At 68.2% G+C, this 26,577-nt stretch carries 25 protein-coding genes; 9 read left to right on the top strand and 16 right to left on the bottom strand.

The window, feature by feature from the left end:
- Nucleotides 1–5 precede the first annotated feature (5 nt).
- Complete coding sequence (gene hisS / locus J3476_RS10815; RefSeq protein ID WP_207066506.1) at nt 6–1,265, top strand: histidine--tRNA ligase; 1,260 nt, start codon at nt 6–8, stop codon at nt 1,263–1,265.
- Between the two features lie 59 nt (nt 1,266–1,324).
- On the opposite strand, the gene J3476_RS27925 is transcribed toward hisS, so the two are convergent.
- The 7 genes from J3476_RS27925 to urtA all read right to left on the bottom strand — a co-directional run bounded on the left by J3476_RS27925 (nt 1,325) and on the right by urtA (nt 7,926).
- Entirely contained in the window at nt 1,325–1,879 is a 555-nt protein-coding gene (locus J3476_RS27925) for a hypothetical protein (protein WP_286182877.1), read from the bottom strand.
- Nucleotides 1,880–1,954: 75 nt separating this feature from the next.
- Nucleotides 1,955–2,947: an alpha/beta fold hydrolase gene (locus J3476_RS10805; RefSeq protein ID WP_207066486.1), complete on the bottom strand. Its 993-nt coding sequence runs from the start codon at nt 2,945–2,947 to the stop codon at nt 1,955–1,957.
- A gap of 39 nt (nt 2,948–2,986) precedes the next feature.
- The gene (urtE, locus tag J3476_RS10800; RefSeq protein ID WP_207066485.1) at nt 2,987–3,679 is read right to left on the bottom strand and encodes an urea ABC transporter ATP-binding subunit UrtE; all 693 of its coding nucleotides are present in this window, start codon (nt 3,677–3,679) and stop codon (nt 2,987–2,989) included.
- Nucleotides 3,679–4,530, bottom strand: a complete 852-nt coding sequence (gene urtD / locus J3476_RS10795) for an urea ABC transporter ATP-binding protein UrtD (protein WP_207066484.1) — start codon at nt 4,528–4,530, stop codon at nt 3,679–3,681. Before urtD ends, urtE begins: the two co-directional genes overlap by 1 nt.
- Nucleotides 4,527–5,639 (bottom strand): urea ABC transporter permease subunit UrtC, encoded by a 1,113-nt coding sequence (gene urtC / locus J3476_RS10790; protein ID WP_207066483.1) that lies wholly within the window; start codon nt 5,637–5,639, stop codon nt 4,527–4,529. Before urtC ends, urtD begins: the two co-directional genes overlap by 4 nt.
- Nucleotides 5,640–5,768: 129 nt before the next feature.
- Complete coding sequence (urtB, locus tag J3476_RS10785) at nt 5,769–6,653, bottom strand: urea ABC transporter permease subunit UrtB (RefSeq protein WP_207066482.1); 885 nt, start codon at nt 6,651–6,653, stop codon at nt 5,769–5,771.
- Between the two features lie 7 nt (nt 6,654–6,660).
- Nucleotides 6,661–7,926: an urea ABC transporter substrate-binding protein gene (urtA, locus tag J3476_RS10780; protein WP_207066481.1), complete on the bottom strand. Its 1,266-nt coding sequence runs from the start codon at nt 7,924–7,926 to the stop codon at nt 6,661–6,663.
- Nucleotides 7,927–8,194: 268 nt separating this feature from the next.
- Between urtA and J3476_RS10775 the strand changes: the two genes are divergently transcribed.
- On the top strand, nt 8,195–8,623 hold the full coding sequence (locus tag J3476_RS10775; protein ID WP_152516953.1) for a hypothetical protein: 429 nt from the start codon (nt 8,195–8,197) through the stop codon (nt 8,621–8,623).
- Here the strand turns inward: J3476_RS10775 and helR are convergent.
- Entirely contained in the window at nt 8,614–10,830 is a 2,217-nt protein-coding gene (helR, locus tag J3476_RS10770) for an RNA polymerase recycling motor ATPase HelR (protein ID WP_207066480.1), read from the bottom strand. The two genes, J3476_RS10775 and helR, sit on opposite strands and share 10 nt — an antisense overlap.
- A gap of 66 nt (nt 10,831–10,896) precedes the next feature.
- On the opposite strand from helR, the gene J3476_RS10765 reads away from it, so the two are divergent.
- A complete protein-coding gene (locus tag J3476_RS10765) occupies nt 10,897–11,913 on the top strand; it encodes an Rv2578c family radical SAM protein (RefSeq protein WP_207066479.1) in 1,017 nt (338 codons plus the stop codon).
- Between the two features lie 7 nt (nt 11,914–11,920).
- Here J3476_RS10765 and J3476_RS10760 read toward each other — a convergent pair whose 3' ends face one another.
- The 4 genes from J3476_RS10760 to J3476_RS10745 form a co-directional block, all read right to left on the bottom strand.
- Nucleotides 11,921–13,174, bottom strand: coding sequence for an acyl-CoA dehydrogenase family protein (locus tag J3476_RS10760; protein WP_207066478.1), 1,254 nt, complete (start codon nt 13,172–13,174; stop codon nt 11,921–11,923).
- A complete protein-coding gene (locus tag J3476_RS10755; RefSeq protein ID WP_207066477.1) occupies nt 13,171–14,307 on the bottom strand; it encodes an acyl-CoA dehydrogenase family protein in 1,137 nt (378 codons plus the stop codon). The genes J3476_RS10760 and J3476_RS10755 overlap by 4 nt, the downstream gene beginning before the upstream one ends.
- Before the next feature lie 24 nt (nt 14,308–14,331).
- Complete coding sequence (locus J3476_RS10750) at nt 14,332–15,561, bottom strand: amidohydrolase family protein (RefSeq protein ID WP_207066476.1); 1,230 nt, start codon at nt 15,559–15,561, stop codon at nt 14,332–14,334.
- A gap of 114 nt (nt 15,562–15,675) precedes the next feature.
- Nucleotides 15,676–16,320: a TetR/AcrR family transcriptional regulator gene (locus J3476_RS10745; protein WP_207066475.1), complete on the bottom strand. Its 645-nt coding sequence runs from the start codon at nt 16,318–16,320 to the stop codon at nt 15,676–15,678.
- Nucleotides 16,321–16,430: 110 nt separating this feature from the next.
- On the opposite strand from J3476_RS10745, the gene J3476_RS10740 reads away from it, so the two are divergent.
- Nucleotides 16,431–17,315, top strand: coding sequence for an acyl-CoA thioesterase II (locus tag J3476_RS10740; RefSeq protein ID WP_207066474.1), 885 nt, complete (start codon nt 16,431–16,433; stop codon nt 17,313–17,315).
- Here J3476_RS10740 and J3476_RS10735 read toward each other — a convergent pair.
- Nucleotides 17,312–18,949, bottom strand: a complete 1,638-nt coding sequence (locus tag J3476_RS10735) for a DUF885 domain-containing protein (RefSeq protein WP_207066473.1) — start codon at nt 18,947–18,949, stop codon at nt 17,312–17,314. The two genes, J3476_RS10740 and J3476_RS10735, sit on opposite strands and share 4 nt — an antisense overlap.
- Nucleotides 18,942–19,832 (bottom strand): neutral zinc metallopeptidase, encoded by an 891-nt coding sequence (locus J3476_RS10730; RefSeq protein ID WP_207066472.1) that lies wholly within the window; start codon nt 19,830–19,832, stop codon nt 18,942–18,944. The genes J3476_RS10735 and J3476_RS10730 overlap by 8 nt, the downstream gene beginning before the upstream one ends.
- A gap of 66 nt (nt 19,833–19,898) precedes the next feature.
- On the opposite strand from J3476_RS10730, the gene J3476_RS10725 reads away from it, so the two are divergent.
- Nucleotides 19,899–21,386, top strand: a complete 1,488-nt coding sequence (locus tag J3476_RS10725) for a carboxylesterase/lipase family protein (RefSeq protein WP_207066471.1) — start codon at nt 19,899–19,901, stop codon at nt 21,384–21,386.
- Between the two features lie 51 nt (nt 21,387–21,437).
- On the opposite strand, the gene J3476_RS10720 is transcribed toward J3476_RS10725, so the two are convergent.
- Nucleotides 21,438–21,950 (bottom strand): SRPBCC family protein, encoded by a 513-nt coding sequence (locus tag J3476_RS10720; RefSeq protein ID WP_152516964.1) that lies wholly within the window; start codon nt 21,948–21,950, stop codon nt 21,438–21,440.
- A gap of 115 nt (nt 21,951–22,065) precedes the next feature.
- Between J3476_RS10720 and aspS the strand changes: the two genes are divergently transcribed.
- The 3 genes from aspS (at nt 22,066) to J3476_RS10705 (ending at nt 24,754) form a co-directional block, all read left to right on the top strand.
- Nucleotides 22,066–23,841: an aspartate--tRNA ligase gene (gene aspS / locus J3476_RS10715; protein ID WP_207066470.1), complete on the top strand. Its 1,776-nt coding sequence runs from the start codon at nt 22,066–22,068 to the stop codon at nt 23,839–23,841.
- Nucleotides 23,838–24,266: a nitroreductase family deazaflavin-dependent oxidoreductase gene (locus J3476_RS10710; protein ID WP_207066469.1), complete on the top strand. Its 429-nt coding sequence runs from the start codon at nt 23,838–23,840 to the stop codon at nt 24,264–24,266. Before aspS ends, J3476_RS10710 begins: the two co-directional genes overlap by 4 nt.
- A 92-nt stretch (nt 24,267–24,358) precedes the next feature.
- Entirely contained in the window at nt 24,359–24,754 is a 396-nt protein-coding gene (locus J3476_RS10705; protein WP_207066504.1) for a nitroreductase family deazaflavin-dependent oxidoreductase, read from the top strand.
- A 60-nt stretch (nt 24,755–24,814) separates the two neighbouring features.
- On the opposite strand, the gene J3476_RS10700 is transcribed toward J3476_RS10705, so the two are convergent.
- Nucleotides 24,815–25,999, bottom strand: a complete 1,185-nt coding sequence (locus J3476_RS10700; protein ID WP_207066468.1) for an acetyl-CoA C-acyltransferase — start codon at nt 25,997–25,999, stop codon at nt 24,815–24,817.
- A gap of 95 nt (nt 26,000–26,094) precedes the next feature.
- On the opposite strand from J3476_RS10700, the gene J3476_RS10695 reads away from it, so the two are divergent.
- A complete protein-coding gene (locus tag J3476_RS10695) occupies nt 26,095–26,574 on the top strand; it encodes a helix-turn-helix domain-containing protein (RefSeq protein ID WP_207066467.1) in 480 nt (159 codons plus the stop codon).
- Nucleotides 26,575–26,577: the final 3 nt, after the last annotated feature.

Below are 26,577 nucleotides of genomic sequence, written 5' to 3'. Positions count from 1 at the left end.
CACCTCTGCATGCCTTCCGGGCGCCGAAGGGCGTGCCGGACTACGTACCGCCGGAATCGGCGGAGTTCGTCGCGGTGCGTGCGGCGTTGCTGGAGGCGGCGCGCCGCGCCGGCTACGGGCACATCGAGCTGCCGATCTTCGAGGACACCGCGCTGTTCGCCCGCGGCGTGGGGGAGTCCACCGACGTGGTGTCCAAGGAGATGTACACCTTTGCCGACCGCGGCGACCGGTCGGTGACCCTGCGCCCGGAAGGCACCGCGGGAGTGATGCGGGCCGTCATCGAGCACGGGCTGGACCGGGGTGCATTGCCGGTCAAGCTCGCCTACTCGGGTCCGTTCTTCCGTTACGAGCGTCCGCAGGCCGGCCGGTACCGGCAGCTGCAGCAGGTCGGGGTGGAGGCGATCGGCGTGGACGACCCGGCCCTGGACGCCGAGGTGATCGCCGTCGCCGACGCCGGCTTCCGGTCTCTGGGATTGGACGGGTTCCGCCTGGAGATCACCTCGCTGGGTGATGACAGCTGCCGTCCGCAGTATCGGGAGTTGTTGCAGGAGTTCCTGTTCGGGTTGGACCTCGATGACGAGACCCGGCGGCGCGCGCAGGTGAACCCGCTGCGGGTGCTCGACGACAAGCGGCCCGCGGTGCGGGAGATGACCGCCGCCGCGCCGGTGATGCTCGATCACCTCTCCGAGGCGGCCAAGAGCCATTTCGAGACGGTGCTGGCGCATCTGGATGCCCTCGGCGTGGCGTACACGATCAATCCGCGCATGGTGCGCGGGCTGGATTACTACACCAAGACGACGTTCGAGTTCGTCCATGACGGCCTGGGCGCCCAGTCCGGCATCGGGGGCGGCGGTCGCTACGACGGGTTGATGCGTCAGCTGGGCGGGCAGGACCTGTCCGGGATCGGATTCGGGCTCGGCGTCGATCGCACGCTGCTCGCCTTGCGCGCGGAGGGTAAGAGCGCCGCCGACGCGGCACGGGTGGACGTGTATGCGGTACCGCTCGGCGGTGACGCCAAGGTCGCCCTGGCGGTGTTGGCCGCGCGGCTGCGCGCGGCCGGTGTGCGCGTGGACGTCGCCTACGGTGACCGCAGCCTCAAGGCCGGCATGAAAGGCGCCGACCGCTCGGGCGCCTCGATCGCGCTGGTGGCCGGTGACCGGGACCTGCAGGCTGGGACCGTCGGCGTCAAGAGCCTGGCGACCGGAGAGCAGGTCGACGTGGCGGTCGCCGACGTCGTCGCCGACGTGCTGTCCCGACTGGGCTGAGACGGTTCCGCGGACGCGTGCGTCCGCATGGCGACACTCCGTGCCGGACCGCGCGCTCGTCAGTGCGGGGCGCCGTGGACTACACGTGTGAGCACCGCGTCGAGGTCGCCGATGCCGCCACCGAACGGGTGGCCGCGCTTGAGGACCCGCGTGCCGTTCGGCGTGACGGCGACCAGCTTGGCTGAACTCGATGTCATGTGCATCCGGCGCTCGAATCTGACCTGGTCCACCGGCGCGACCTCTGCCCCGGCGCCGTCGCGGTACACCCGGGTGGCCCGGTCGAACACCGCGACCGGTGTGAAGGAGGTCAGAGGACGACCCCGTCGGCGGCGCAATGCGTTGACGGACACATACATCGCCGTTGCCGCCGCGGCCGCCACCGCGAGCAGCGCAACGCCGAGCCACGCCGAGCCTGCGGACATGCCGCCCGCGGCGGCCGACCACACCGACACCGCGCCGAAGCCGCCGAACACCACGGTGACGACCACGAGCACGAATACGACGATTTCGGTCGGGCCGCTGCCGCGGTCGACCAGGATGACCTCAGGCCCTCGTTCGGCGATCACCAGTCCGCCGTACTCGGCGAGAATGATCGGCTCCTCGGAAGTGCCCACGGCTCAACGATGGACGACATTCGCGGCGACGTCGCGCGTTTGTACGAATTTCGCGGCGCGCCGTGCAGAAACGGGCTATGACCGGTGCTTCCCCAGGAACGCCGCGACATCGGCTGCGATCTGCTCGGGTCTTTCGCCGTTGATCGCATGAGACGCGCCGTCGTAGATCTTCACTGTGGCCGTCGGCAATGCGGTTCGGGCGGTCCGCGCGCCTGCGCGCGCGTCGTGCATCGGCGACTCGGCGGCGAGTATCACCAACGTGGGAACTTTCAGAGTCGTCAACTGCTCGGGGCTGATCCGGTCCGGCGTCGGGGTGCGCGTGCGATACGCCTGCATACCGGCCTCGATCATCGCCGCCTCGGGCACGTCCCGCACCGGGGCACCGCCGGCGGTCCAACTAGCAAAGCTGTTGCGCCAGGCCTTCGGAAATCCGGGCACACTCGCCGGTATGGAGCGCAGGATCGCCGCCGGCGACAGGCCGTCGACCACCTGCACGGGCTCGACCAAGGTCAATGTTCTGATATGACTGCGGTCGCGCAGTGCGAGGTTGGTCGCGCTCCACCCGCCGAGCGAGAGCCCGAGCAGATTGACCTCGGTATCGGGCAGCTGGTCGAGGACCTCGTGCAGCCAGGCGGCCTGGTCGTGGGCATCGGTGATCGGACGGGTTTGGATGCTGCGCCCCGGTTCTCCCAGCAGGTCCACCGTGTACACCGAACGGTGTGCCAGCAGCGACGGCATGTTGTCCGCCCAGACCGGCGTGCCCGATCGGGCGCCGGGCAGCAGGAACAGCGGTGCGCCCCTCCGCGCGCCGGCGAATCGGTACACCCGTACGACACCGAAGGCCGTGCGAATGTCCAGCACCTGCTGTGGATTCGGCATCTTGGCCATGGCGCGGTCATACGCGGCGAAGTAGCGGTCCATCGCCTCAGCAGAGTGGAAGTGCCCGACGGCCACACTGGGCGCGAGCACCCTTCCCGCGCCGAAAGCTCCGATGACGCTGAGCGCCGCCGTCAGCCAACTGCGGTGGCGCCGCCTGCGCGCTGCGCTGTCGGGGAGACGTCGTGCCATGGCCTCCACCGTGACATGTCTGCCCGGTGTCGGAAAGCGTCAGATCGCCATCGCGGCGCGCACGTCGGCTTCCGAGGACGAACCGCCGGTGCCGGTCGAGGTGATCCGACCCGATTCCAGGACGTAGTAGCGCTGCGATGACTGCAGCGCGAAGCCGATGTGCTGCTCGACGAGGAGCACACCGAGGTTGCCGCGACTGGTCAGCGTGGTGATGGTCTCCTCGATCTCGGCGACCACCGAGGGCTGGATGCCTTCGGTGGGTTCGTCGAGGATCAGACATCTGGGGGAGGTGATCAATGCACGCGCGATGGCCAGCTGCTGGCGCTGACCGCCGGAGAGCAGGCCGGCGCGACGCGTCAGCAGCTCTTTGAGCGCGGGAAACAGGTCGAGCTGCTCGTCGATCAGCTGCTTGCCGTTCTTGCGCCCGTCCGCCACCACCTGCAGGTTCTCGGCCGTGGTGAGCTGGCCGAAGGACTGCTGGCCCTGCGGGACGTAGGCCAGTCCGCGGTTCACCCGCGCACTGGGACGCAGTTTGGTGATGTCTTCGCCGTCGAAGCGCACCGTGCCCTTCGAGCACTTCAACAGCCCGACCGCCGCGCGCAGCAGCGTGGTCTTGCCGGCGCCGTTGTGGCCCATGACCGCGGCGACCCCGTCGCTGGGCACCTCGACGTTGACGCCGTGGATGACCTCGGTGCGGCCGTAACCGGTGTGGACGTCGACCAATTCGAGCATCAGGACTTCTCCTCGATCAGTTCGGCAGCGCCGGTCTCCTCGGCCTCCGCCGATCCGGCAGCCGCGGTCCCGAGGTAGACCTCCTGAACCCTGGGATTGGCCTGTACCTCGGCCACCGACCCCTCGGCGATCACCTGCCCGCGGGCGAGCACCGTCACCGACGTCGCGAACTCGCGCATGAAGTCCATGTCGTGTTCGACGACGACGACGGTGCGTTCGGCGCCGATGCGGCGCAACAGGTTTCCGGTCTCCTCACGCTCTTCGTGACTCATGCCGGCGACGGGTTCGTCGAGCAGCAGCACGTCGGCGTTCTGCACCAGCAGCATCCCGATCTCCAGCCACTGTTTCTGGCCGTGGGCCAGAATCCCGGTGGGTTGGTCGGCCAGATGGGTCAACCCGATCGTGTGCAGCGCCTGCTCGATCGCAGGGAGCACGCCGTGACGGCGCCGCAGCATCGTCCACACCGACCGCCCGGCTCCGGCGGCGATGTCGAGGTTCTGCAGCACCGAGAGTTCCTCGAACACGCTGGCGGTCTGGAAGGTCCGCCCGACGCCGCGCCGGGCGATCTGATGCACCTTCTTGCCCAACAACTCCACACCGGACTTGTTGACCGACCCGCTCGCCGGCACCAATCCGGTGATCGCGTCGATGACCGTGGTCTTACCGGCGCCGTTGGGACCGATGAGAAACCGCAGATCGCCCTGGAACAGCGTGAGGTCCACCTCGGAGACCGCCTTGAAGCCGTCGAAGTCGACGGTCAGTCCGCGGACCTCCAGATACTGGGTGCCCATCCCGGCGTTTCCGCCCTCGACCGGTTCCTTTCCCGCCGAGCTCGCGTGGACCTCGGTCATGAGCTGGCACCCACCTTCTCCGCATCGGGATCGTTGTCGGGCTCGGGCATCTGGTCGGACTCGGACTTCCTGCGCCGGCGCGCCCACAGCATGCCCAGCCCGGCCAGACCTGCCGGGAAGAACCCGACCACGACGATGAACAGCGCACCCTGGGCGTAGATCCAGCCCGACGGGTACTGCTCGGAGAACAGGGTCTGCGCCCACGCGACGCCGATGGCCCCCAGCACCGGGCCCAGCAGGGTGGTGCGGCCGCCGATCGCCACGCCGATCAGGAACGCGATCGACGGCAGGATGCCGACCTGTGACGGGGTGATGAAGCCGACGATCGGGGCGAACAACGCCCCGGCGATGCTGGCGAACAGCGCCGCGACGGTGTAGGCGACGACCTTGGTGTTGGCGGGGTCGTAGCCCAGGAAACGGACCCGTTCCTCGCCGTCGCGGACCGCCACCAGCAGTTCGCCGTAACGGCTCTGCATCAGCTGGCGCACCAGCGCGACGACGGCCAGCAGCGTGGCCGCGGCGATGAAGTACAGCATCTGCTGGTTGACCGGGTCGGCCAGTCGGAAGCCGAAGAACGTCCGGAAGCCGTTGAGCCCGTTGGAACCGCCCAGCAGCTCGGCCTGGCCGATCAGCAGGATCGCCATCGCGGCCGCCAACGCCTGGGACAGGATCGCGAAGTAGGCGCCCTTGACCTTGCGTTTGAACACGCCCAGGCCCAGCAGCGCCGCGATGCCGGCCGGGATCACCACGATGGCCACCAGTGTGACGAACGGCGACGCGAACGGCACCCACAGCGCGGGAAGCTCACGCACGCCGGCGATCTGCATGAAGTCGGGTACGTCGTTGCCGGCGATCTCGGCGTCGGCGATCTTGAGGTGCATGCCCATCATGTAGCCGCCGAGACCGAAGAACACCCCCTGCCCCAGCACCAGCATGCCCCCGCGGCCCCAGGCCAGCCCGATGCCGACGGCGACGATCGCATAGCAGAGGAACTGGGCCAACAGGCTGAGCCGGAAGCTCGACAGCAGGGCCGGGGCGATCGCGAACAGCGCCACCGCGGCGACGCCGAAACCGGCCCAGGTCTGCCAGCGGCCCACCAGACTACGCACACCGGCTCCTCGCGCTAGCGCTGGTCGGTGCTCGTCTGCTCCTCGCGCGAGCGCTCGTCGGTGCTCGTCTGCTCCTCGTGCGAGCGCTCGTCGGTGCTCGTCTGCTCCTCGCGCGAGCGCTCGTCGGCATCACACCAGACTCCTTGTCCGAACGGTGAACAGGCCCTGCGGCCGGACCTGCAGGAAGATCACGATCACCACGAACACGATCACCTTGGCCAGCGACGCGGTGGTGTTGTACTCGATGAACGAGTTCAAGAAGCCCAGTGCGAACGCGGCGATGACGGTGCCCTTGATCTGGCCCAGGCCTCCGACCACCACCACGAGGAAGGCGTCGATGAGGTAACTCTGCCCGATCGTCGGACTCGTCGAACCGATCAACGTCAACGCCACTCCGGCGACGCCGGCCAGCCCGGAACCGATGAAGAACGTCGTGATGTCGGTTCTGCGCGACGAGATACCGCTGGTCTCGGCAAGATCGCGGTTCTGCACCACCGCCCGGATCCTCCGGCCCATCGGGCTGGCCTTGAGCGCGACGGCCAGCGCGGTGACGCAGGCGATCGCCAGCACCAGGATGAACAGCCGGGTTTTCGGAACCACGGCGCCGAAGATCTCGACTCCGCCCGACAGCCACGGGGGAGCGAACACGTTCTTGGCGGGGGCGCCGAAGAGGTCACGGGCCAACTGCTGCAACACCAGTCCGACACCGAAGGTGACCAGCAGGGTGTCCAGCGGCCGGTGGTACATGCGGTTGATCAGCGTGACCTCCAGCAGTGCACCCATCGCACCGCCGACGACGAACCCCACCACCAGTGAGATGAGCAGGGACACACCGGCGCTGGAGACGACCTGCTGCACCACGTAGGCGGTGTAGCAGCCGGCCATGATGAATTCGCCGTGGGCCATGTTGATGACGCCCATCTGGCCGAACGTCAGGGACAAGCCCAGGGCGGCGAGCAACAGGATCGAGCCGAGGCTCAATCCTGTTGCCAGTTGCCCGATCAGGACATCCATGTGCGCGTCAGCCCGACAGGCCCTCGGCCCACGGATAGCCTTCGAGGAACGGATCCGGCTCGATCGGGCCGGGCGACTCCCAGATCGTGTAGATCAGGCCGTCGTTGCGGATCTCACCGATGCGGGCGGTCTTGGTGATGTGGTTGTTGTCGCCGTCGATCTGCACCAGGCCTTCGGGCGCATCGAACTCGACGCCGCCGGCCGCCTCCTGAACATCGGGAACTGCAAACGATTCCGCCTTCTCGACGGTGTTCTTCCACAGATACACCGACACATAGGCGGCTTCCATGGGGTCGGAGGTGGGCTTGTCGGCGCCGAACTTGTCCTTGTAGGCCGCGACGAAGGCGTTGTTCACCGGACTGTCGATGGTCTGGTAGTAGTCCCAGGCGGTCAGCTGGCCTTCGATGTTCTGCACGCCGATGCCGCCGACCTCTTCCTCGGCGATGGACACCGACACCACCGGCATCTCCTGCGGTGTCAGGCCCACGTTCTTGTACTCGCGGAAGAACGCGACGTTCGAGTCGCCGTTGAGGGTGTTGAACACCGCGTCGGCACCCGAGGCGCGCACCTTGTTGACGATCGTGGAGAAGTCCGTCGACCCCAGCGGCGTGTAGTCCTCGCCGAGGATCTCCATGCCGTTGGCCGCGGCGTACGCCTTGATGATGCGGTTGGCGGTCTGCGGGAAGACGTAGTCGCTGCCTACCAGGTACAGCGACGTGACGCCCTGCTCCTTGAGGTAGTCCAGCGCGGGCACGATCTGCTGGTTGGTGGTGGCACCGGTGTAGAAGATGTTGGGAGAGGCTTCCAGGCCCTCGTACTGCACCGGGTAGTACAGCAGCGCGTTGTTGTCCTCGAACACCGGAAGCATGGCCTTGCGGCTCGACGAGGTCCACCCGCCGAACACCGCCGCCACACAGTCACTGCTGATCAGCTTCTGGGCCTTCTCGGCGAACACCGCAGGCTCGGACGCGCCGTCCTCGGCGACCAGCTGGATCTGCTTGCCCATCACGCCGCCGTCGGCGTTGATCTGCTCGACGGCCAGATCGATGGCGTTGCGCACGGTCACCTCGGAGATCGCCATGGTGCCCGACAACGAGTTCAGCGCGCCGACCTTGATCGTGTCACCGGAGGTGTCGACACAGGACTCGGCGTTTGCTGCACCTTCATCACCGGCGCGGCTGCCGCAGCCGGCCAGCACCAGGCTGGTGGCGGCGAGGACGCTGCCGGCGGCCAGGGCCGACCGGGTCAAGGAGTACCGTCGAGAGTGTTGCATGAACAGCCTTTCTGCGCGTCGGCAGCGCTCATCCGCAGATGAGGCGTTGTGAGAGGGATCTACAGAACGCTTCCGGGGGACGCCGCGGCGGCCGTGGCGCGCGGTGTCGTCTCGGGACGTTAGAGCGCCTGTGTTTCTGCGAAGTGTCTGTGTGTGACATTTACATTAACGTGAACACGACCCAAACGGTCGTTTGCCGTTAACGTCGTTGGCCGTCGAAAACGACTCGGCCGGTAACGATCCGGTACGGTCCGGCGATGTGACCAACATGCGAACAGCTACAGCGAAAGTAGGAGCGGTCGTAGGGGCGTCCCTGGTCGCCGCGGCGGCGACGGTGGCCCTCGGCCCGGTGTCGGCCCATGCCCAGGAGGCGCATCAGGTCCGCTACACGCTGGCCTCGGCGGGCGCCTACGAGTTCGACATCTTCTATCTGACGAGCCAGCCGCCCAGTATGGAGGCCTTCAACGCCGACGCATACACGTTCGCCAAGCGCGAGAAGGTGACTGTCGCGCCGGACGCCCCGTGGGTCTTCGAAACCACGATGGCCGACCCGCAGTGGGCGATCATGCAGGTCAGTTCCACCACTCGCGGCGGACAGGCCGCGCCCAACGCGCACTGCGACATCGCCGTCGACGGTCAGGTCGTCGTGCAACACGACGACCCCTACAACGTGCGGTGCCAGCTCGGTCAGTGGTGACCCACGCGCTCTGATCGCGTGGTCAGCCCGGCCAACGCCGGGGGCAGCGGCGCGCTGTGCACGATACCCAGCCGCTGGGTGGCCCGGGTCAGCGCGACGTAGAGGTCGGCCGCTCCGTGCGGTCCGTCGGCGAGTATCTGCGCCGGCTCCACGACGAGCACGGCGTCGAACTCGAGGCCCTTGGCGGCTGCGGGCGTCATGACGCCGGGCAGTCCCGGCGGCCCGATCACCACACTGGTGCCGGGCCGCTCGGCCTCTGCATCGGTGAAATCTTCTATCGCAGTGAGTAGTTGGTGCTCGTCGAGCTGCGCCGACCACGGTGGTACCCCGGTCGAGCGCACCGATTCCGGCGGGGTGATCTCGGGGGCGGCGTCGGCGAGCAGCGCGGCGGCGACCGCCATGATCTCGGCCGGGGTGCGATAGTTGACCGACAGGCCGCGGTACAGCCAGCGCCCAGGGACGTACGGCGCCAGTGCGGCTTCCCAGGATCCCACGCCGGCGGCCGAGCGGCGCTGGGCGAGGTCGCCGACGATGGTGAACGAGCGGCTCGGGCACCGCCGCATCAGGACGCGCCAGTCCATCTCGGAGAGTTCCTGCGCCTCGTCGACGACCACGTGCCCGTAGGTCCAGTTGCGGTCGGCTGCGGCGCGGTCGGCGAGGTCGCGGGTGTCGCGCTCGAGGAAGCGCTCGGCGAGGTCTTCGGCACCGATGACGTCGCCCGCCAACAGTTGGTCCTCGTCGTCCATCAGGTCTTCGCGGCCGATCATCAGGTCGAGCACCCCGGCCGCGTAGGCCGCCTCCTCGCGGCGTTCCCGTTCGGCGGCCTCCTCGCCGGAGCGGTCATGACCCAGCAGGTCGACCAGTTCGTCGAGCAGCGGCACATCGGACACCGTCCACGCGGCCCCGTCCGCACGCCACAGCGCCGCATCGGCGCCTGCGGCCCGAAGCCGGTCATGCGACGAGTAGAGCTCGGAGAGAAGGGTTTCCGGTGTCAGCACCGGCCACAACTCGTTCAAGGCCGCGGCGAAGCCGGCATGGTCTTCCAATTCGTCGACCAGGTCGGCGCGCAGGTGCTCCCAGGCGGCACGGTCGTCACGGGTCAACCATCCGCGCCCGATCCTGGCGATCGCGCGCTCGGTCAACACCCAGGTGACGACATCGACGAACACCGCCCTGGCCTCGTTGTGCGGCGCACCGCTGGCCCGCGCCTCCTGGATGGCCCACTCGGCGGTCTCGGCGTCGATACGCACCCCGACGTCGGAGAGGTTGATCGGCAGCGGATCGTCGGGCACCCGCTGGCGGTCGGCGACCGCTGCTGCCAGGACGTCGAGCATCCTCAGCGACCCCTTCACCGCGGCGGCCGCGGGGCCGTCCTCGGTGGTGACCGTCAGGTGGGGTACCAGATCACCGGTCGTGGTGAACACCACATTGGTCTCACCCAGCGAGGGCAGCACCCGCCCGATGTGGTCGAGGAAGTCGGCGTTCGGGCCGACGACGAGGACACCGTGGCTCTCCAGGCGGGCGCGCCTGGTGTAGAGCAGATAGGCGACGCGGTGCAGCGCGACGACCGTCTTGCCGGTGCCGGGGCCGCCTTCGATGACCAAGACCCCCGAGTGGTCACAGCGGATGATCTCGTCCTGCTCTGCCTGGATGGTGGCGACGATGTCACGCATGCCCTCACCGCGTGGCGCGTTCACCGCTGCCAGCAGGGCTGCGTCACTGGATCCGTCGCCGTCATCGCCCGGGGCGCCGAGAAACTCGTCGGTGAAGTCGACGACCCGCCGCCCCAGGTTGTGGAACTGGCGTCGTCTGCGCACGTTCTCGGGGTGCGCCCCGGTCGCCACGTAGAACGGCCGCGCCGCCGGCGCGCGCCAGTCGATCAACATCGGCTCGTGGTCGTCGTCCGCGTCGAAAAGGCCGATACGACCGATGTAGGTGCGCTCGCCGGAAACGCTGTCCAAGCGGCCGAAGCACAGTCCGTGGTCGGCCACATTCCAGCGGTGCACCTGTTTGGCCAGCGCCCGCACCTCGACGTCGCGGTCCACCAGCGATCCACCGTTGCCGCGCAGGGCTGCGGCGTAGCGGCTCTGCAGCCGGGCGCGTTCGGTATCGAGACGTTCGTAGAGCTGCGCCACGTAGGCACGTTCGGCGCGCAGTTCGTCAGCGTGGTCGGCAGCTTGGCCGGCGGCGTGGTCGGTAGTCGACATGGGCCCCTTAGACGTATCCGTGTCGCGGATTCTTGACAGGTGGTCGAACGTATGTTCGCATGAAGTATGCGCTGGGCGGGTCAGAGTATCGACGTCGACGACGGCGCTCTCCCCGGACTCCAGCGTATCGGCCTGATACGCAGTGTGCGGACACCGCAGTTCGAGGGCATCACCTTCCACGAGGTGATGTGCAAGTCCGCACTGAACAAGATTCCCAAGTCGTCGACCGGGCTGCCCTTCAACTACACCGTCAACGCCTACCGCGGTTGCTCGCACGCCTGCCGGTACTGCTTCGCCCGGCCCACCCACGAGTACCTCGAGTTCGACTGCGGCAGCGACTTCGACAGCCAGGTGGTGGTCAAGACCAACGTGGCCGAGGTGTTGCGCCGTGAGCTGCGCAGGCCGTCCTGGGCGCGGGAGACGGTTGCGCTCGGTACCAACACCGACCCCTACCAACGGGCCGAGGGCCGATACGCGCTGATGCCGGGCGTCATCGCCGCCCTGCGTGACAGTGGCACACCGTTTTCCATCCTCACCAAGGGCACGCTGCTGCGGCGGGATCTGCCGCTGCTCGTCGGCGCCGCCGAGCGGGTTCGGGTGGGCGTGGCCGTGTCGCTGGCCGTGGGGGATCCGGCCCTGCACGCGGAGGTGGAGCCCGGCACCCCGACGCCGCAGGCGCGGCTCGCGCTCATCGCGGCGATCCGGGATGCGGGATTGGACTGTCACGTCATGGTGGCGCCGGTGCTGCCGTATCTGAGCGACTCCGAAGAACACCTCGACGGGCTGTTGGGAGCGGTCGCCGCAGCGGGTGCGACCAGCGTCACGGTGTTCGGTCTGCACCTGCGCGGCAGCACCCGGGGCTGGTTCATGGACTGGCTGGGTAGAACTCATCCGGACCTGGTGGCGCAGTACCGCGCGCTGTACCGCCGCGGAGCGTATCTGCCGGCAGAGTATCGAATGATGCTGCAGCGCAGGGCGGCACCGCTGGTGGCCCGCCACGGTTTGACTGGTGACGGCCGCGCGTTCCGCGAGGCGCCGGTGCAGACGACGCCTGCGCCGGCGTATCAGGAGGTGTTGTTCTGAACCGGGGTCAGCTCTTGTTGCGCTTGACCTGGTTGAAGGGGACACCGCGGTCGGCGGCGAACTCGCGGGGGAACCCCAGGATGCGTTCACCGATCACGTTGCGCGCCATCTCCGATGTGCCGCCACCCAGCGATCCGGTCTGGCGTGACAGATACCGCACCCCGACGTCGAGCAGCCCGCTGCCGTCGTCGACGACGCCGGCGGTGCCGGCGATCGTCAGAGCGGTGTCGATCTCCAACTCCGTGGTCTCAGCGTGGAACAACCTGATCAGGGTGCCTGAGGTCGGTGGAAGGGACCCGTCGGAGACCCCGCGGAAGACGTGCTCGATCAGGTGCTCCTTGACCAGCCTGCGTACCAACGCACGGCCGGCGAGGTCCTGAATCCGGGGATCGTCGCCCTGTCCGGTGGCTTCGGCCAGTGCGACGTGATTGGGCGGCATCTCGCTGGCATTCTCGGCACCTGTGCCGCTGGCGAACTCCGAGCCGCCACCGACCGCCCGTCGTTCGTGGAACAGCTGCCGCGAGGCGACGGTCCACCCGTCGTTGACCTCACCGACCACCGCGTCGTCGCCCAACTCCAGGCCGTCGAAGAACTCTTCGCAGAACTCTTCGTTGCCGTTGACCTCCTTGATCCGGCGCATCGTGATGCCCGGCGCATCGAGCGGCACGAGGAACATCGTCAAACCCTGGTGCTTGGGTACGGTCCAGTCGGTGCGGGCCAGCATCAGGCCGTAGTCACCGGCGAATGCGCTGGTGCTCCAGGTCTTGGCGCCGTTGATGATCCACCTGTCGCCATGGCGGTCGGCGCGGGTGATCACCCCCGCCAGATCGGATCCGCCGTTCGGCTCGCTGAGTAGCTGGACGAGGATTTCCTCACCTCGGATCGCCGCCGAGATGCGCGCACGTTTCTGCTCCTCGCTGCCCATGTCCAGAAGCGTGGCCGAACAGATCGTGAACGAGGGAGTGTTGAGGATCAGCGGCATCTCGTAGGCGCGGCACTCGGCGTTGAAGGCTCGCTGGTACGCGAAGTCCAGGCCCAGCCCACCGTACTCGCGGGGAAAACAGATTCCGGCGAAACCGCCTTCATACAGCCGCTTCTGGAGTTCCTTGGCGCGCTCCCAGGAGGCGGCTTCGGCGCGCACCGAGAAGGGCGGATCGTCCGGGTCGATGGAGGGCATGTTGTCGGCCAGCCAGGTCCGTGCCCGCGCCGCGAATTCGTCGACGGTTTCGGTTTTCTCGCCGGCGGTAACGGTCTCGGTCATGCCTGCGTCTTTCTGCTCAGTGCGTACACGGCGCGGTGGTGGTCTTCCGGCGACCCGAACATCGCGCGATTGAGGGCGGCCCGGCGGAGGAACAGGTGCAGGTCGTGTTCCCAGGTGACCCCGATGCCGCCGTGCAGCTGAACGCAGTCCTGGATGATCACCGGGGCGCGCTCGGCCACATAGGCTTTGGCGACACTGACCAACGTCGTCGCGTCGGGCCTGCGCTGCGACACCGCGGTCACGGCAGCCGCGGTGGTGGCGCGACACGCCTCGAACCACATCTTCATGTCCGCGGCCCGGTGCTTGAGCACCTGGTAGGACGCCAGCGGACGGCCGAAGCTGTGCCGGTCGAAGAGCCACTGCGTGGTCATCTCGAGAACGGCGTCGAGGATGCCGACCAGTTCGGCGCATTGCAGCACCAGCGCGATCTGGCGCTGACGTTCGATGAGGGCGGGTGTCTGCTCGGCGGAGCCGACGGCGGCGCTCTCGGATACCTCGACGGCGTCGAACTCCACGCGCGCATGGCGTTTGACCAGATCCACCGATTCCTGGCCGGTGACTGTCACGCCGGCGGTGTCGGTCGGCACCAGGAACTGCCGGAGCGTGCCGTCGCACGCCGCGACCACCAGCACGGCACCGCATTGCGTGCCGGCCTCGACGCGGTCCTTGACTCCGTCGATCCGGTAACCCGACTCGGTTCTGGTCGCGATGGTCGCGATGCCGTGGTGTGCGGGGGTGAACGGGCGTCCGGGTTCATAGACGGCCCACGAGGCCACCAAAGCGCCAGAGACCAGGGCCTCGATCGAATCCTCATGCCCTGCAGGGGCGTCGACGAGCCCGGCGAGGACGGTGCTGACGGGGTGCAGTGGACCCGGTGCCACCGAGCGCCCCGCCTGCTGAGCGACCAGTGCCAGGTCGGCCAGGCCGTCGCCGGAGACGCTGCCCCCGCCGAGCTCTTCGGGCACCAGCAGGCTGGCCCAGCCGAGTTCGGCGGCGCGTTGCCACCATTGCGGCTCGAAGGAAGCGCCCGAGGTGTGCAGTTCCCGGACATGGGACAGCGAGGCCTGTTTCTCGAGGAACCCTCGTGTCGTGGAGGCGAACAGCATCTGTTCCGGGTGGGCGGTGTCGGTCATGGGTGCTGATCAGCCTCTCACGGGTCAGGCGATGACGAGGGCGGGCACGTCGGGCTTGTGAACCTTCTTGTTGGGAACCTTGAACAGCTCGACGAGGTTGGCACCCATGACCTTTCGGATACCCTCGGCGTCGAGGCCCTGGGCCTCCAGGTCGCCGACCAGATTGATCGGGTCGGCGAGCCCTTCGGGGTGGGGCCAGTCGGAGCCGAAGATGATGCGCTCGATGCCACACAGTTCGGCCATCTTCTTGAAGTCGTCCTCCCAGAACGGCGCGACGTAGACTCCTCGTCTGAAGGCCTCGATCGGATCTTCGGGGAACTCCTGCGGCATCTTCGAGTAGACGTCTTTGAACTGGTAGAACAGGTACGGCACCCACGACGCGCCGTTCTCGATCGACAGGATGCGCAGGTCGGGGTTGCGGGTCAACGCCCCGTGGCAGACCAGCGCGGCCATGGTGTCCTCGATCGGGCGTTTGCCCATCGCCACCAGGCGGAATGCCGTCGGTTTGAACGGCAGGAATTCGTCGGCGGGCTCCCAGTCGTTGAGGTACTGGGCATAGCCGCTGTCGGAGGCGTGCATGCACACGGGGATGCCGGCCTTGACGCATGCGTCCCAGAACGGATCGAACTCGGGTAGCCCCATCGAGCGGGTTCCGCGGAAACCGGCCACCGGCGCGGGTCGCACCAGGACCGTCTTGGCGCCGCGCTCCAGGCACCACTGCAGTTCCTCGAGGGCTCGGTCGACGATGCTGAGGTTGATCACCGGGGTGGAGAAGATCCGGCCCTCGTAGTCGAACTGCCAGGTCTCGTACATCCACTGGTTCAGCGCGTGGACGATGTCGAGGATCAACTCCGGATCGTCCTTGAGCCGTTCCTCGACGAGGCTGGCCAGCGTCGGGAACATGATCGTGTAGTCCAGGCCGAGCCCGTCGAGAACCTCGATGCGGGCCTCGGGGTTGCGGAACGCGGGGATGGCCTTCATCGGCTTGCCCATCACCTCGCGGTAGCTCTTGCCGCCGCTGCCGTGCCGGAAGTACTCCTCCTGCGCGCCGGGACGGGCGACGACCTCGAAGGTCGGGTTGGGGATGTAGTCGCTGATGTGGTTGCGCACCACGATCTTGGTGCGGCCCTTGACGTCGATGTAGTCGATGACGCCCTTGCGGTTGTCCGGCAGGAACTGTGTGAGCGCCTCTTTGGGCTCGTAGAAGTGGTTGTCGGCGTCGAAGACCGGATAGTCGAGATCGCGTGAGGGCATGATGTCGCTCCTGGTTTTCGCATACTGGTAATGCCATTACCGCTTTAGTGGTAACGACATTACCACGCTGCGGTGTAACGCCGCCAGAAGTGCTTCAGTGTGGATTTGGGCTGTTCAGGGGCTGTTCTGGGGGTCGGCCTGCAGGCTGCGCAGGCAGAACGCGTAGACGTGGTCGCCGTCGATGGGCACACCGTTGAGCTCGCTGCCCAGATCGCGCAGCCGCAGCGCGCCGAGCACCGTCTGCATCAGGATCGCGGCGTCGGTGTCGACGTCGAGATCCGCTCGAAACGCGCCCTCGGCGATGCCGCGGCGGACGATGTCGGTGATCAGGCCGTGCAGGGGCGACAGAACCTTCGCGAACTCCTTGGGCCGCGTCTCGAGAAGATGGTCGTTGTAGTAGGTCAACCCCCGATTGATGCTGTCCTGGGTGCTCGACTCCGCGGGGGCGCTGATCCGCCGGATCAGGGTGTGCAGCGCCTCCGCGCTGGGCAGCGCAGCCGTCTCGGCCCGCCAGCGCTCGCTGGCATCGGCCATGATGCGTTCGACGAGCGCCAGCAGAAGCTCGTCTTTGGTGGCGAAGTGCTGATAGAACGCCCGCAACGAGGTCTTGGAACGCTCAACGACCTCCAGCACCGTGAAGTCGGTTCGACCGGTTTCGCCGAGAATCCCCAGGGCCGAACGCATGAAGCGGTTCGCGCGGGACTCGGCGTCGGTGCCCGCAGACCGGCCCGCCTGCGCCTTCGCGCTACGTGCGGCCATAGACCGGTCACCCCTCGCCGTCCGAGAATCGATTGGTAATGACGTTACCGCCCTCGGCCGAGCTCAGTTAGGGTTCCGTCTCGACGCACACCGAGTGGAGGCGAGAGCACATGACAACCGATGCGGCAGACACCCAGTGGACGGTGCAGGGATTGCTCGACCTGTTCGACGCCCAGCCCACCGGCCCGGACACCTACACCGTCGAGACCGGGCTGGCCGGCGCCGACGAGCGCCAGGTCGTCGAAGGAACCCAGATCCTGGCGGCCTCGATCGTCGCTGCGGCCAAACGCTTTCCGGAAAAGTCGATCCGCTCGGCCTCCGCGGTGTTCGCGAGGGCCGTGCTGGTCGACGCCGGACCGGTCGAGCTGGGCATCGACGTGATCAGCGAGGGCCGCTCGACGGCCACCGCGGTCGTCACCGCCACCCAGAACGGTAAACGCGTCATCACCGCGACGATCCTGGCCGACGTGCCGACCGCCGACGTGATCCGCCACCAGCTGCCCAGGCCGCAGGTCGCCGAGCCCGCGCAGGCCCACGAATCACCGATGCCGATGGTGGGCAGGCAACTTCGGCTCGTCGACGTGCAGGACGTCAACAGTCCCGACGAGGTGGGGCCACCCGAGCTGTTCGCCTGGCTGCACTACGACCCCATCCCCACCCGAGATGATCTGGCCAAGGCGTTGATCGCGTACTTCACCGGCCACCTGGGCATCTCGACCACGATGCGGGCACACGAGGGGATCGGGACAAGTCAGGCACATCTCACGGTCTCGACGGCGCCGATGACGGTGTCGGTCAGCTTCCACGAGCCCGTGCGCTGGGACGGCTGGCTTCTCTACGGCCACGAGAGCACCCAGGTCGGCGCCGGAATGTCCTATGTCCGAGGAGCGGTCCACACCGAAGCCGGCGATCTGATCGCCTCTTTCACCCAGGAGGCCCTGATCCGTCCGCTGCGCACCACCGACGCCGCGATCAAGGAGCACTCACGACTCTAGAGCTGCGTCAGCAACGCTGAACGCAGCACCTCCAGTGGCAGACCCCCCAGATCCAGTGCCCGGCTGTGAAAGTCCTTGAGCGACAACCCGCGTGCCAGCATATCCGCGCGCAGCTGCTGCCAGATGCGTTGACCGATGGCGTAGGAGGGTGCCTGGCCGGGCCAGCCGAGATAGCGGTCGAGTTCGAACCGCAGATTCTCCTCGGCCATCGCACTGTGCGATTGCAGAAACGCCCAGGCCCGCTCGGCGTCCCAGGTTCCGCCGTCGGGCGCGGTCAGCCCGCAGTGCACGCCGATGTCGATGACCACCCGGGCGGCTCGGAACCGCTGCGCGTCCAGCATGCCCATCCGGTTGCCTGCGTCGTCGAGCCAACCGAGTTCGGCCATCAGGCGTTCGGCGTAGAGCGCCCACCCTTCACCGTGTCCGGACACCCAGCACCCCATGCGGCGCCAGCGGTTGAGCTGATCACCCAACACCACCGCGCGACCGATCTGCAGGTGATGCCCCGGCACCCCCTCGTGGAACACCGTGGTGGTCTCCTGCCAGGTGTGGAAGGTGTCCACCCCCAGCGGCACCGACCACCACATCCGGCCCGGCCGGGACAGGTCCTCCGAGGGCCCGGTGTAGTAGATGCCGCCGGTATGGGTCGGTGCGATGCGGCACTCCAGCTGACGCAGTGGTTCGGCGATGTCGAAGTGCGTGTCGGCCAACGATTCCACTGCGCGGTCGGACAGATCCTGCATCCACCGTGTCAGCGCCTCGGTGCCGTGGATCAGGTAGCGGCGCTCGCCGTCGAGGCGTCGCAGCGCCTCGGCCGCGGTGGCGCCGGGATACAGTCGATCGGCGATGGCGTCCTGCTCGGCGACGATGCCGCGCAGCAGCTCCAATCCCCACTCGTAGGACTCGTCGAGGTCGACCGCGGCGCCGAGGAAGCTGCGGGACAACACCTGGTAGGCCTCGCGTCCGCAGCCGTCGGTGTCGCGGGCGTGCGGCCCGACGTCCTCGCGCAGCACGCGCGCCAATCCCGCGTAGGCATTCGCGGCCTCCTGGGCGTGGCGGTGCAGTTCGTCGCGCAGCGCGGCGGTGCCCGGCGCTGCCTCGGCGACCATCCGGACGAACAACTCCTGGATCTGCCCCGACTGTTCGATGCCGCGTCTGACCTGGCGGGCGGCCGGCGCCCGGCCCGCGGACACCGCGGCGCGCAGGCCGTCGGCATATCCCGCCGCACGCTGGGGAATCTGGGCCAGCCGGCGGCTGATCGTCGCCCAGTCCTCCTCGGTGTCGGTGGGCATCAGGTCGAACACATCGCGCATCGTCTGCAATGGCGAGGCGATGACGTTCAGCTCGCCCAGATCCAGGCCGGCCTCGTGCAGATCGAGCAGCACGCCGAGGCGTTCGCGCATCGCGGCGACGGTGACGGTGTCGGCGGCGTCCGCCGGAGCGGTCGCGTCCAGCTCGCGCAGAGCCGTGCGCGCGGCCTCCGCGCGGGCGACCACCCCGTCGGGGGAGTAGTCGGTGATCTGGTCGTCGTAGCCGGCGATGCCCGATTCGGTTGCCTCGCAGGGATCCAGGGCGGCAGAGGTCTCGAGGTAGCGGTCTGCGACAGCGTCGACCGCCGTGGGCGTCCTACCCAAGGTTGTTGGTGGCGAAGGTGTCACACCTGGCCGGGTCGCCGGTCTGGTAGCCGATGGTGAACCACTTCTGTCGCTGTTCGGAGGAGCCGTGCGTCCATGACTCGGGGCTGACCCGGCCCGTGGCGGACTGCTGGATGCGGTCGTCCCCGACCGCGGACGCCGCGGACAGCGCATCGGCGATGTCTCTGTCGCTCAACGGTTCCAAGAACGGCACCCCGGTGCTCTCCTGTCTCGTGATCGCGGCGTGGTGGGCCCACACGCCCGCATAGCAATCGGCCTGCAGTTCGGTGCGGACCCCCGCACCGGTTGCGCCCTTCGGATCCCGTTGGGCGCGGCCCAGCACCCCCTCGAGATTCTGCACGTGGTGGCCGAACTCGTGGGCCACCACGTACTCCTGCGCCAGGGGCCCGCCGCTGGAGCCGAACTGGTCGACCAACACGTCGAAGAAATCGGTGTCGAAGTAGGCGGTCTGGTCGACGGGACAGTAGAACGGGCCCACCTCGCTGCTGGCCGGGCCGCAGCCGGTGTTCACCGACCCACTGAACAGCCTGATGGCCGGGCGGGTGTATCCGGGCATCAACTGCGCCCACACGCCGTCGACCGAGTTGCCCGTCGCCACCACGCGGCACTGCACGATCTCGTTGGCGTCCTCGCCGGTCTGGCACTGGGACAGATCGAAGCCCTGCGCGTCCACCCCCTGGGTGTCGAGCTGAGGCTGCTGCGACATCACCGAGCTGGGGTCGACGCCGAGCAGCAGCGCCACCACGACGATGACGAGCCCGCCCAGCCCGCCGCCGATCGCGATCCCGCGTCCCGGCCCACGCCCACCTCCGCTGGTGGACGTGGTGCTGGTATCGATCCGCATGCCCTCGTTGAAGGTCATCGCATCACCCCATTTCACCGGCCTGGCAGCCAGGCCAGTTCAGCTTTGCACACTACGATTCGTTGCGTGCCTGTCGTCGCCGGACATCCCACCGTCGTGCGCACCCCATCGGGTGATCTGAGGGGTGACACCGAAGGCGGCGTGGGGGTGTGGCGGGGCGTGCCGTACGCCGAGCAGCCCGTCGGGCCGCGTCGGTTCCAGGCGCCGGGGCCGTTGAAGCCGTGGTCGGGCATCCGGGACGCCCGCGAACACGGCCCGCTGCCGCCGCAGACGAAGTCGTTCGTCGGCGGTGGGCGCGATGACCCCAAGGTGCGCGACGAGGCATGTCTGACGCTGACGGTGTGGTCGCCCGACACCACGGCGTCGCTGCCGGTGATGGTGTGGATCCCCGGTGGTGCGTTCGTCTACGGCGCCGGGCAGTTCCAGCTGTACAACGGGTCGCGGCTGGCGGCCAACGGCAACGTGGTCGTGGTCAACCTCACCTACCGGATCGGGGTGTTCGGCGGATTCGAGCTCGGTGATCTCGGTGAGGAATTCGACGACAACCTGGCGTTGCGTGACCAGATCGCGGCGCTGCGGTGGGTGCGCGACAACATCGCCGCGTTCGGTGGCGACCCTCAGCGCGTGACGGTGTTCGGCGAGTCCGCCGGCGGCACCTCGGTGCTGGCGTTGCTGGCCAGCCCCGCTGCCCGGGGACTGATGCACCGCGCGATCGCGCAGAGCCCGGCGTTGCCGTTGATCGCCGACCGTGAGCTCCGCGCGCAGCGCGCCCACGCCTTCCTGGCTCGTCTCGGCGTGCCCGTCGACCGCGTCAAGGAGCTGCCTCAACGCCGGCTGCGCCGCGCCGCGGGCTTGGTCCAGCTCGAGAGCGCCGCCACCACGCCCACGCTGGCCTACGGGCTGACCCACGGCACCGAACTGCTACCCCGTCACCCCATCGACGCGGCGCGCGACGGGCAGGTGACGCAGGTGCCCCTGATCATCGGCACCAACAGTCACGAGGCCTCGATGTTCGCCTGGACCAAACCGCCGATGCTGCCCACTACCGAGGCGTCCGTCGAGGCGTACTTCGACCGGACCGGGCCAGAGGTCAAAGAGTCCGTGCTGCAGGCCTATCCGCGCTACCCCCGGCGCAGCGCGTTGTTGGCCATCGGCTCCGATGTGATGTTCGGCGGTCCCGCGTGGGCGTTCGCCGATGCGTACAGCGCATACGCGCCGACCCGGATGTACCGCTTCGACCACGTCGGGGTGAGCCTGCGCATGCTCGGTCTCGGCGCCACCCACGGCAGCGAGATCGTGCACATCCAGCACAGCTACGCCTCGTTCATCGGCCGCAAACTGCACCCGCTGGGCCGGCGCTTCCAGCCCGCCGTGGGCCGCCGCATGCAGCGTGCCTGGCTGGATTTCGCCTGTGATACCCCGAGCGTCGACGATGCTCACTGGCCGGTGTACCGGACCCCGCAGCGGTTGACCCGGCTGATCGACTCGGCCCGTGACGTGATGGCTCCCGACCCGGACGGACCGCGCCGCGCGGCGTGGGCCTCGGTGTACTAGTCCGGCGCGGTGCTCCGGGCGCCTGCCCGTGTGCTGGGTCTGCCCGGCCTTCTAGGCCTGCGCGGTGGCGTAGCGCTCGTCGGTGTAGGCACGCAGATTGTGCAGGAAACGCTGGAACAGCCAGCCCATCACCGGGCGTCCGGTGAACAGACCGAACCGACCCACCGGACCGTTGGGCTCCAGCGCCATGATCCAGGTCAGCCGGCAGCCCGCCGCGGTCTCGGTGACCCGGTAGTCCTCGGCGAACGCCGCGATGGCGCCGGTGGTGGACTCGTTGAAGCGGAACGCCATGCGGGTGAACGGCTGCCAGACCAGGTATTCCTCGTAGCCGGTGATTCCGCCACGCATCTCGACCGTGCGGGTGGTGCCGACGCCACGCGGCTCAGGGCTGGTCCAGGTCACCTTCGTGATGACGCTGGCCCAGTGCGGCCAGGACGTCTCGTCGGCGAGCACCTCGAACAGCTGTTCCGGGGTGATCGCGAGATCGACGGTACTGACGAACCGGTAGGGCGCGGAGTCGACGAAGTCCAGGCCGACCCTCGTGCAGGGATGCCGCTTGGCCATGCTGTCAACCCTTCCACTCCCGGTTGACAGGTCACCATAGCTGTCGCGTCAGGCGGGTTGTCGCCGCCCCTTAGACTGAGCAGTCGTTTGCAACCCCTACTTCGAGGAGTTCCTCGTGCTGCGCACCCGCACCGCCGGCTCGCTGCGGTCCGCCGACGCCGGACAGACGGTCACGCTGGCCGGCTGGGTGGCCCGCCGACGTGACCACGGCGGCGTCATCTTCATCGATCTGCGGGACGCGTCCGGCGTCGCGCAGGTGGTGTTCCGCGACGGTGACGTGCTGACGTCGGCGCACCGCCTGCGCTCGGAGTTCTGCATCGCGGTGACCGGGGTCGTGGAGATCCGTCCGGAGGGCAACGCCAACCCCGAGATCACCACCGGCGACGTGGAGGTCAACGCGACGTCGTTGACGGTGCTGGGGGAGAGCGCGCCGTTGCCGTTCCAGCTCGACGAAACCGCGGGCGAAGAGGCCCGGCTGAAGTACCGCTACCTGGACCTGCGACGCGACGGCCCCGGGCAGGCGATCCGCTTGCGCTCCAAGGTCAACGCCGCCGCGCGGGCGGTGCTCGCCGACCACGACTTCGTCGAGATCGAGACGCCGACGCTGACGCGCTCCACCCCGGAAGGCGCCCGCGACTTCCTGGTGCCCGCCCGCCTGCAGCCAGGCAGCTTCTACGCGTTGCCGCAGAGCCCCCAGCTGTTCAAGCAGTTGTTGATGGTCGCCGGCATGGAGCGCTACTACCAGATCGCGCGGTGCTACCGCGACGAGGACTTCCGCGCCGACCGTCAACCGGAGTTCACCCAGCTCGACCTCGAGATGAGTTTCGTCGAGGCCGACGACGTCATCGCGGTCTCCGAACAGATCCTGCGCGCGCTGTGGGCGCTGATCGGCTACGACCTGCCGCTGCCGTTGCCACGGATCAGCTACGGCGAGGCCATGCGCCGGTTCGGCACCGACAAGCCGGATCTTCGTTTCGGTGTCGAACTGGTGGAATGCACCGAGTTCTTCTCCGACACCCCGTTCCGGGTGTTCCAGGCGCCCTACGTCGGTGCCGTGGTGATGCCGGGCGGTGCGTCCCAGCCGCGGCGCACGCTCGACGGCTGGCAGGAGTTCGCCAAGCAGCGCGGGCACAAGGGTCTGGCCTATGTGCTGGTCGGTGACGACGGCGAGCTCGGCGGCCCGGTCGCCAAGAACCTGTCCGAGGCCGAGCGGGCCGGTCTGGCCGCCCACGTCGGCGCCGCACCGGGGGACTGCGTGTTCTTCGCTGCCGGGCCGGCGAAGTCGGCCCGCGCGCTGCTGGGCGCCACCCGCATCGAGATCGCCAAGCGTCTCGACCTGATCGACCCCGAGGCGTGGGCGTTCACCTGGGTGGTGGACTGGCCCCTGTTCGAAGCGGCCGACGAGGCCACCGCCGCCGGGGATGTGACCGTCGGCTCGGGGGCGTGGACCGCGGTGCACCACGCGTTCACCGCGCCCAAGCCGGAGTCGGTGGCCACCTTCGACACCGACCCGGGGTCCGCCCTGGCCGACGCGTACGACGTCGTGTGCAACGGCAACGAGATCGGCGGCGGTTCGATCCGTATCCAACGCCGAGACGTCCAGGAGCGCGTCTTCGCGATGATGGGCATCGACCAGTCCGAGGCCCAGGACAAGTTCGGCTTCCTGCTCGACGCATTCACCTTCGGCGCGCCGCCGCACGGCGGGTTGGCGTTCGGATGGGACCGCATCGTCGCGCTGCTGGCCGGGATGGACTCGATCCGCGAAGTCATCGCGTTCCCGAAGTCGGGCGGCGGCGTCGACCCGTTGACCGATGCGCCGGCGCCCATCACCGCCCAGCAGCGCAAGGAATCCGGAATAGATGCCAAGCCCGAGGCGTCGGAAAAGCCGTGACCACACCTGACGGCTCCGCGTTGGCCGATTTCAACCAGGCGATCATCGACGAGTTCCGCGCGAACGGCGGCGTGGTGGGCGGCCCGTTCGAGGGCGCCACCCTGCTGCTGTTGCACACCACCGGTGCCAAATCCGGTCAGCCCCGTGTCTCCCCGCTGGCGTATCTGACCGTCGACGGCAAGATGATCATCATCGGCTCCTACGCCGGCGCGCCCAAGGATCCGGCCTGGGTGCACAATCTGCGGGCCCACCCCCGCGCGCGCATCGAGGTCGGGACCGACACCTATGACGTCGCCGTGCGCGAGCTACCGGCCGGCGAGCGGGACGCGACCTACCCGAAGGTGACCGAGATGGCCCCGGCGTTCGCCGAGTACCAGGCCAAGACGACGCGGGTCATCCCGCTGTTCGAGCTCACCCGGGAATAGAAGCGCGCCTGTCGTGGTCTGGTCTCGTTGTGAGTGAGAACACCGAATTCAACTCAGATGACCTCATTGCCGACCGCAATGCTCTCGACCAGATGAACCGCCAAGTGGTCGAAGAATTTCGGGCCAACGGCGGAAGGGTGGGCGGCCCCTTCGCCGGCTCCGACCTGATTCTGTTGACCACCGTGGGCGCCAAATCCGGGCAGCCGCGGGTGTCTCCGCTGGTGTACTTCGAGGTCGACGGCCGGATCCTGATCGCTGGTTCCTTCGGAGGTTCGCCGAAAGCTCCTGCGTGGGTTCACAATCTGCGTGCGCAACCGAAGGTGCGAGCCGAAATCGGGACCGAGTCGTTCGATGCCGAAGCCCACGAGCTGCCGCCCGGCGAGCGGGACGCGCTGTATCCGCGGGTGGTCGAGAAGGCGCCGCAGTTCGGCGAGTACCAAGCCAAGACCTCCCGCGCGATACCGCTGTTCGAGCTCACGCGCGACTGACGGCCGAATCCGGCGCGGCGGGGCACCGTGGGTGTCGCCCAACGCGCCGGATCCGCACGTTCAGAGGCGCTCGATGATCGTCGCGTTCGCCATGCCGCCCGCCTCGCACATGGTCTGCAGACCGTAGCGCGCGCCGCGCTGCTCGAGCGCGTTGACCAAGGTCGTCATGATGCGCGCGCCGCTGGCTCCCAGCGGATGCCCGATCGCGATGGCCCCGCCGTTGACGTTGGTGCGGGCCAGATCGGCCCCGGTCTCGCGTGCCCACGCCAGCACCACCGGTGCGAACGCCTCGTTGACCTCGAACAGGTCGATGTCGGACAACGACAGCCCAGCCCGCGTCAGGACTTTCTCGGTGGCCGGGATGACGCCGGTCAGCATGTACAGCGGATCCGACCCGACGGCGACCGTCGTGTGGATGCGCGCGAGTGGTCGCAGTCCGAGGCGCCGCGCCGCGGCCCCGCTGGTGATCATCACCGCGGCACTGCCGTCCGACAGCGGCGAGCTGTTGCCGGCGGTGATCGCCCAGGTGATGTCGGGAAAGCGGGCGGCGATCGCGTCGCTGTGGAACGCCGGTCGCAGCCCTGCCAGCGTCTGCACCGTGGTCTCCGGGCGGATGATCTCGTCGGTGGCCAGCCCCGCGATCGGGGCCAGTTCGGCGTCGAACAGCCCGTCCTTGGTCGCCCGCGCCGCCTTCTGGTGGCTTCCGGCGGAGAACTCGTCCAGCTGGGTGCGCGACAGATTCCATGTCGCGGTGATCAACTCGGCGCTGATGCCCTGTGCGACCAGCCCCTCGGGGTAGCGGGCGGCCGTGCCGGCACCGAAGGGGTTGCTGCCCGGTAGCACCGAGGACCCCATCGGCACCCGGCTCATCGACTCCACACCGGCGGCGATGACGACGTCGTAGGCGCCGGCGAGCACACCCTGGGCCGCGAAACTGACGGCCTGTTGGCTGCTACCGCACTGACGGTCCACCGTCGTGCCGGGCACGCTCTCCGGGAATCCGGCGCCCAGTAAGGCATTGCGGGCGATGTTGGCGGCCTGGTCACCGACCTGGGTGACGGCGCCGGCGATGACGTCGTCGACCGCGGCGGGGTCGACGCCCGTGCGCGTGGTCAGCTCGCGCAGGCTGTGCGCCAGCAGGTCGGCGGGCAGGACGTCGTGCAGTGCCCCGCCGGGTTTGCCTTTGCCCACCGGGGTGCGGACCGCTCCGACGATCACGGCGTCGCGATCGGAATACTGGGTCATCTGTCCTCCTGAGCCTCACTGCTGGGTAGGGTTTTCTATACTTAGATGGAACACCCTAGGTTTAGTGATGACTACCCAGGCTTGGAGTGATGTGCATGACAGTTCTGCAGGGGCCGCTCGTCGACCGTGACACCTGGTCACCGGCGGGCCGCTGTCCGATCGAGAAGACGATGGCCCTGTTGGGCACCCGGTCGGCCATGCTGATCATGCGGGAGGCGTACTACGGCACCACCCGCTTCGACGACTTCGCGCGGCGCGTCGGGATCACCAAGGCCGCGACCTCGGCACGGCTGGGCGAACTCGTCGAAGCCGGTCTGCTGGTGAAGCGTCCCTATCGCGAACCGGGCCAGCGTGCCCGCGACGAGTACGTGCTCACCGACGCAGGCACCGAACTGATGCCGGTGGTGTGGGCGATGTTCGAATGGGGCCGCAAGCACCTGGGCGACACCCCGCTGCGGCTGACCCATCTCGGCTGCGGCGCCCCTGCCACCGTGGAAGTGGTGTGCGCGCAAGGGCATCCGGTGCCGCCCGACGAGCTGGGAGTGGGCCTGCGCAAGCCCGCCCCCAGCTCGTGAATC

Source organism: Mycobacterium sp. PO1 (genome assembly GCF_017312405.1).
Classification (GTDB): Bacteria; Actinomycetota; Actinomycetes; order Mycobacteriales; family Mycobacteriaceae; genus Mycobacterium.
Note: the sequence above shows the minus strand (reverse complement) of the source record. Positions and strands in the feature narration are given on the sequence as shown.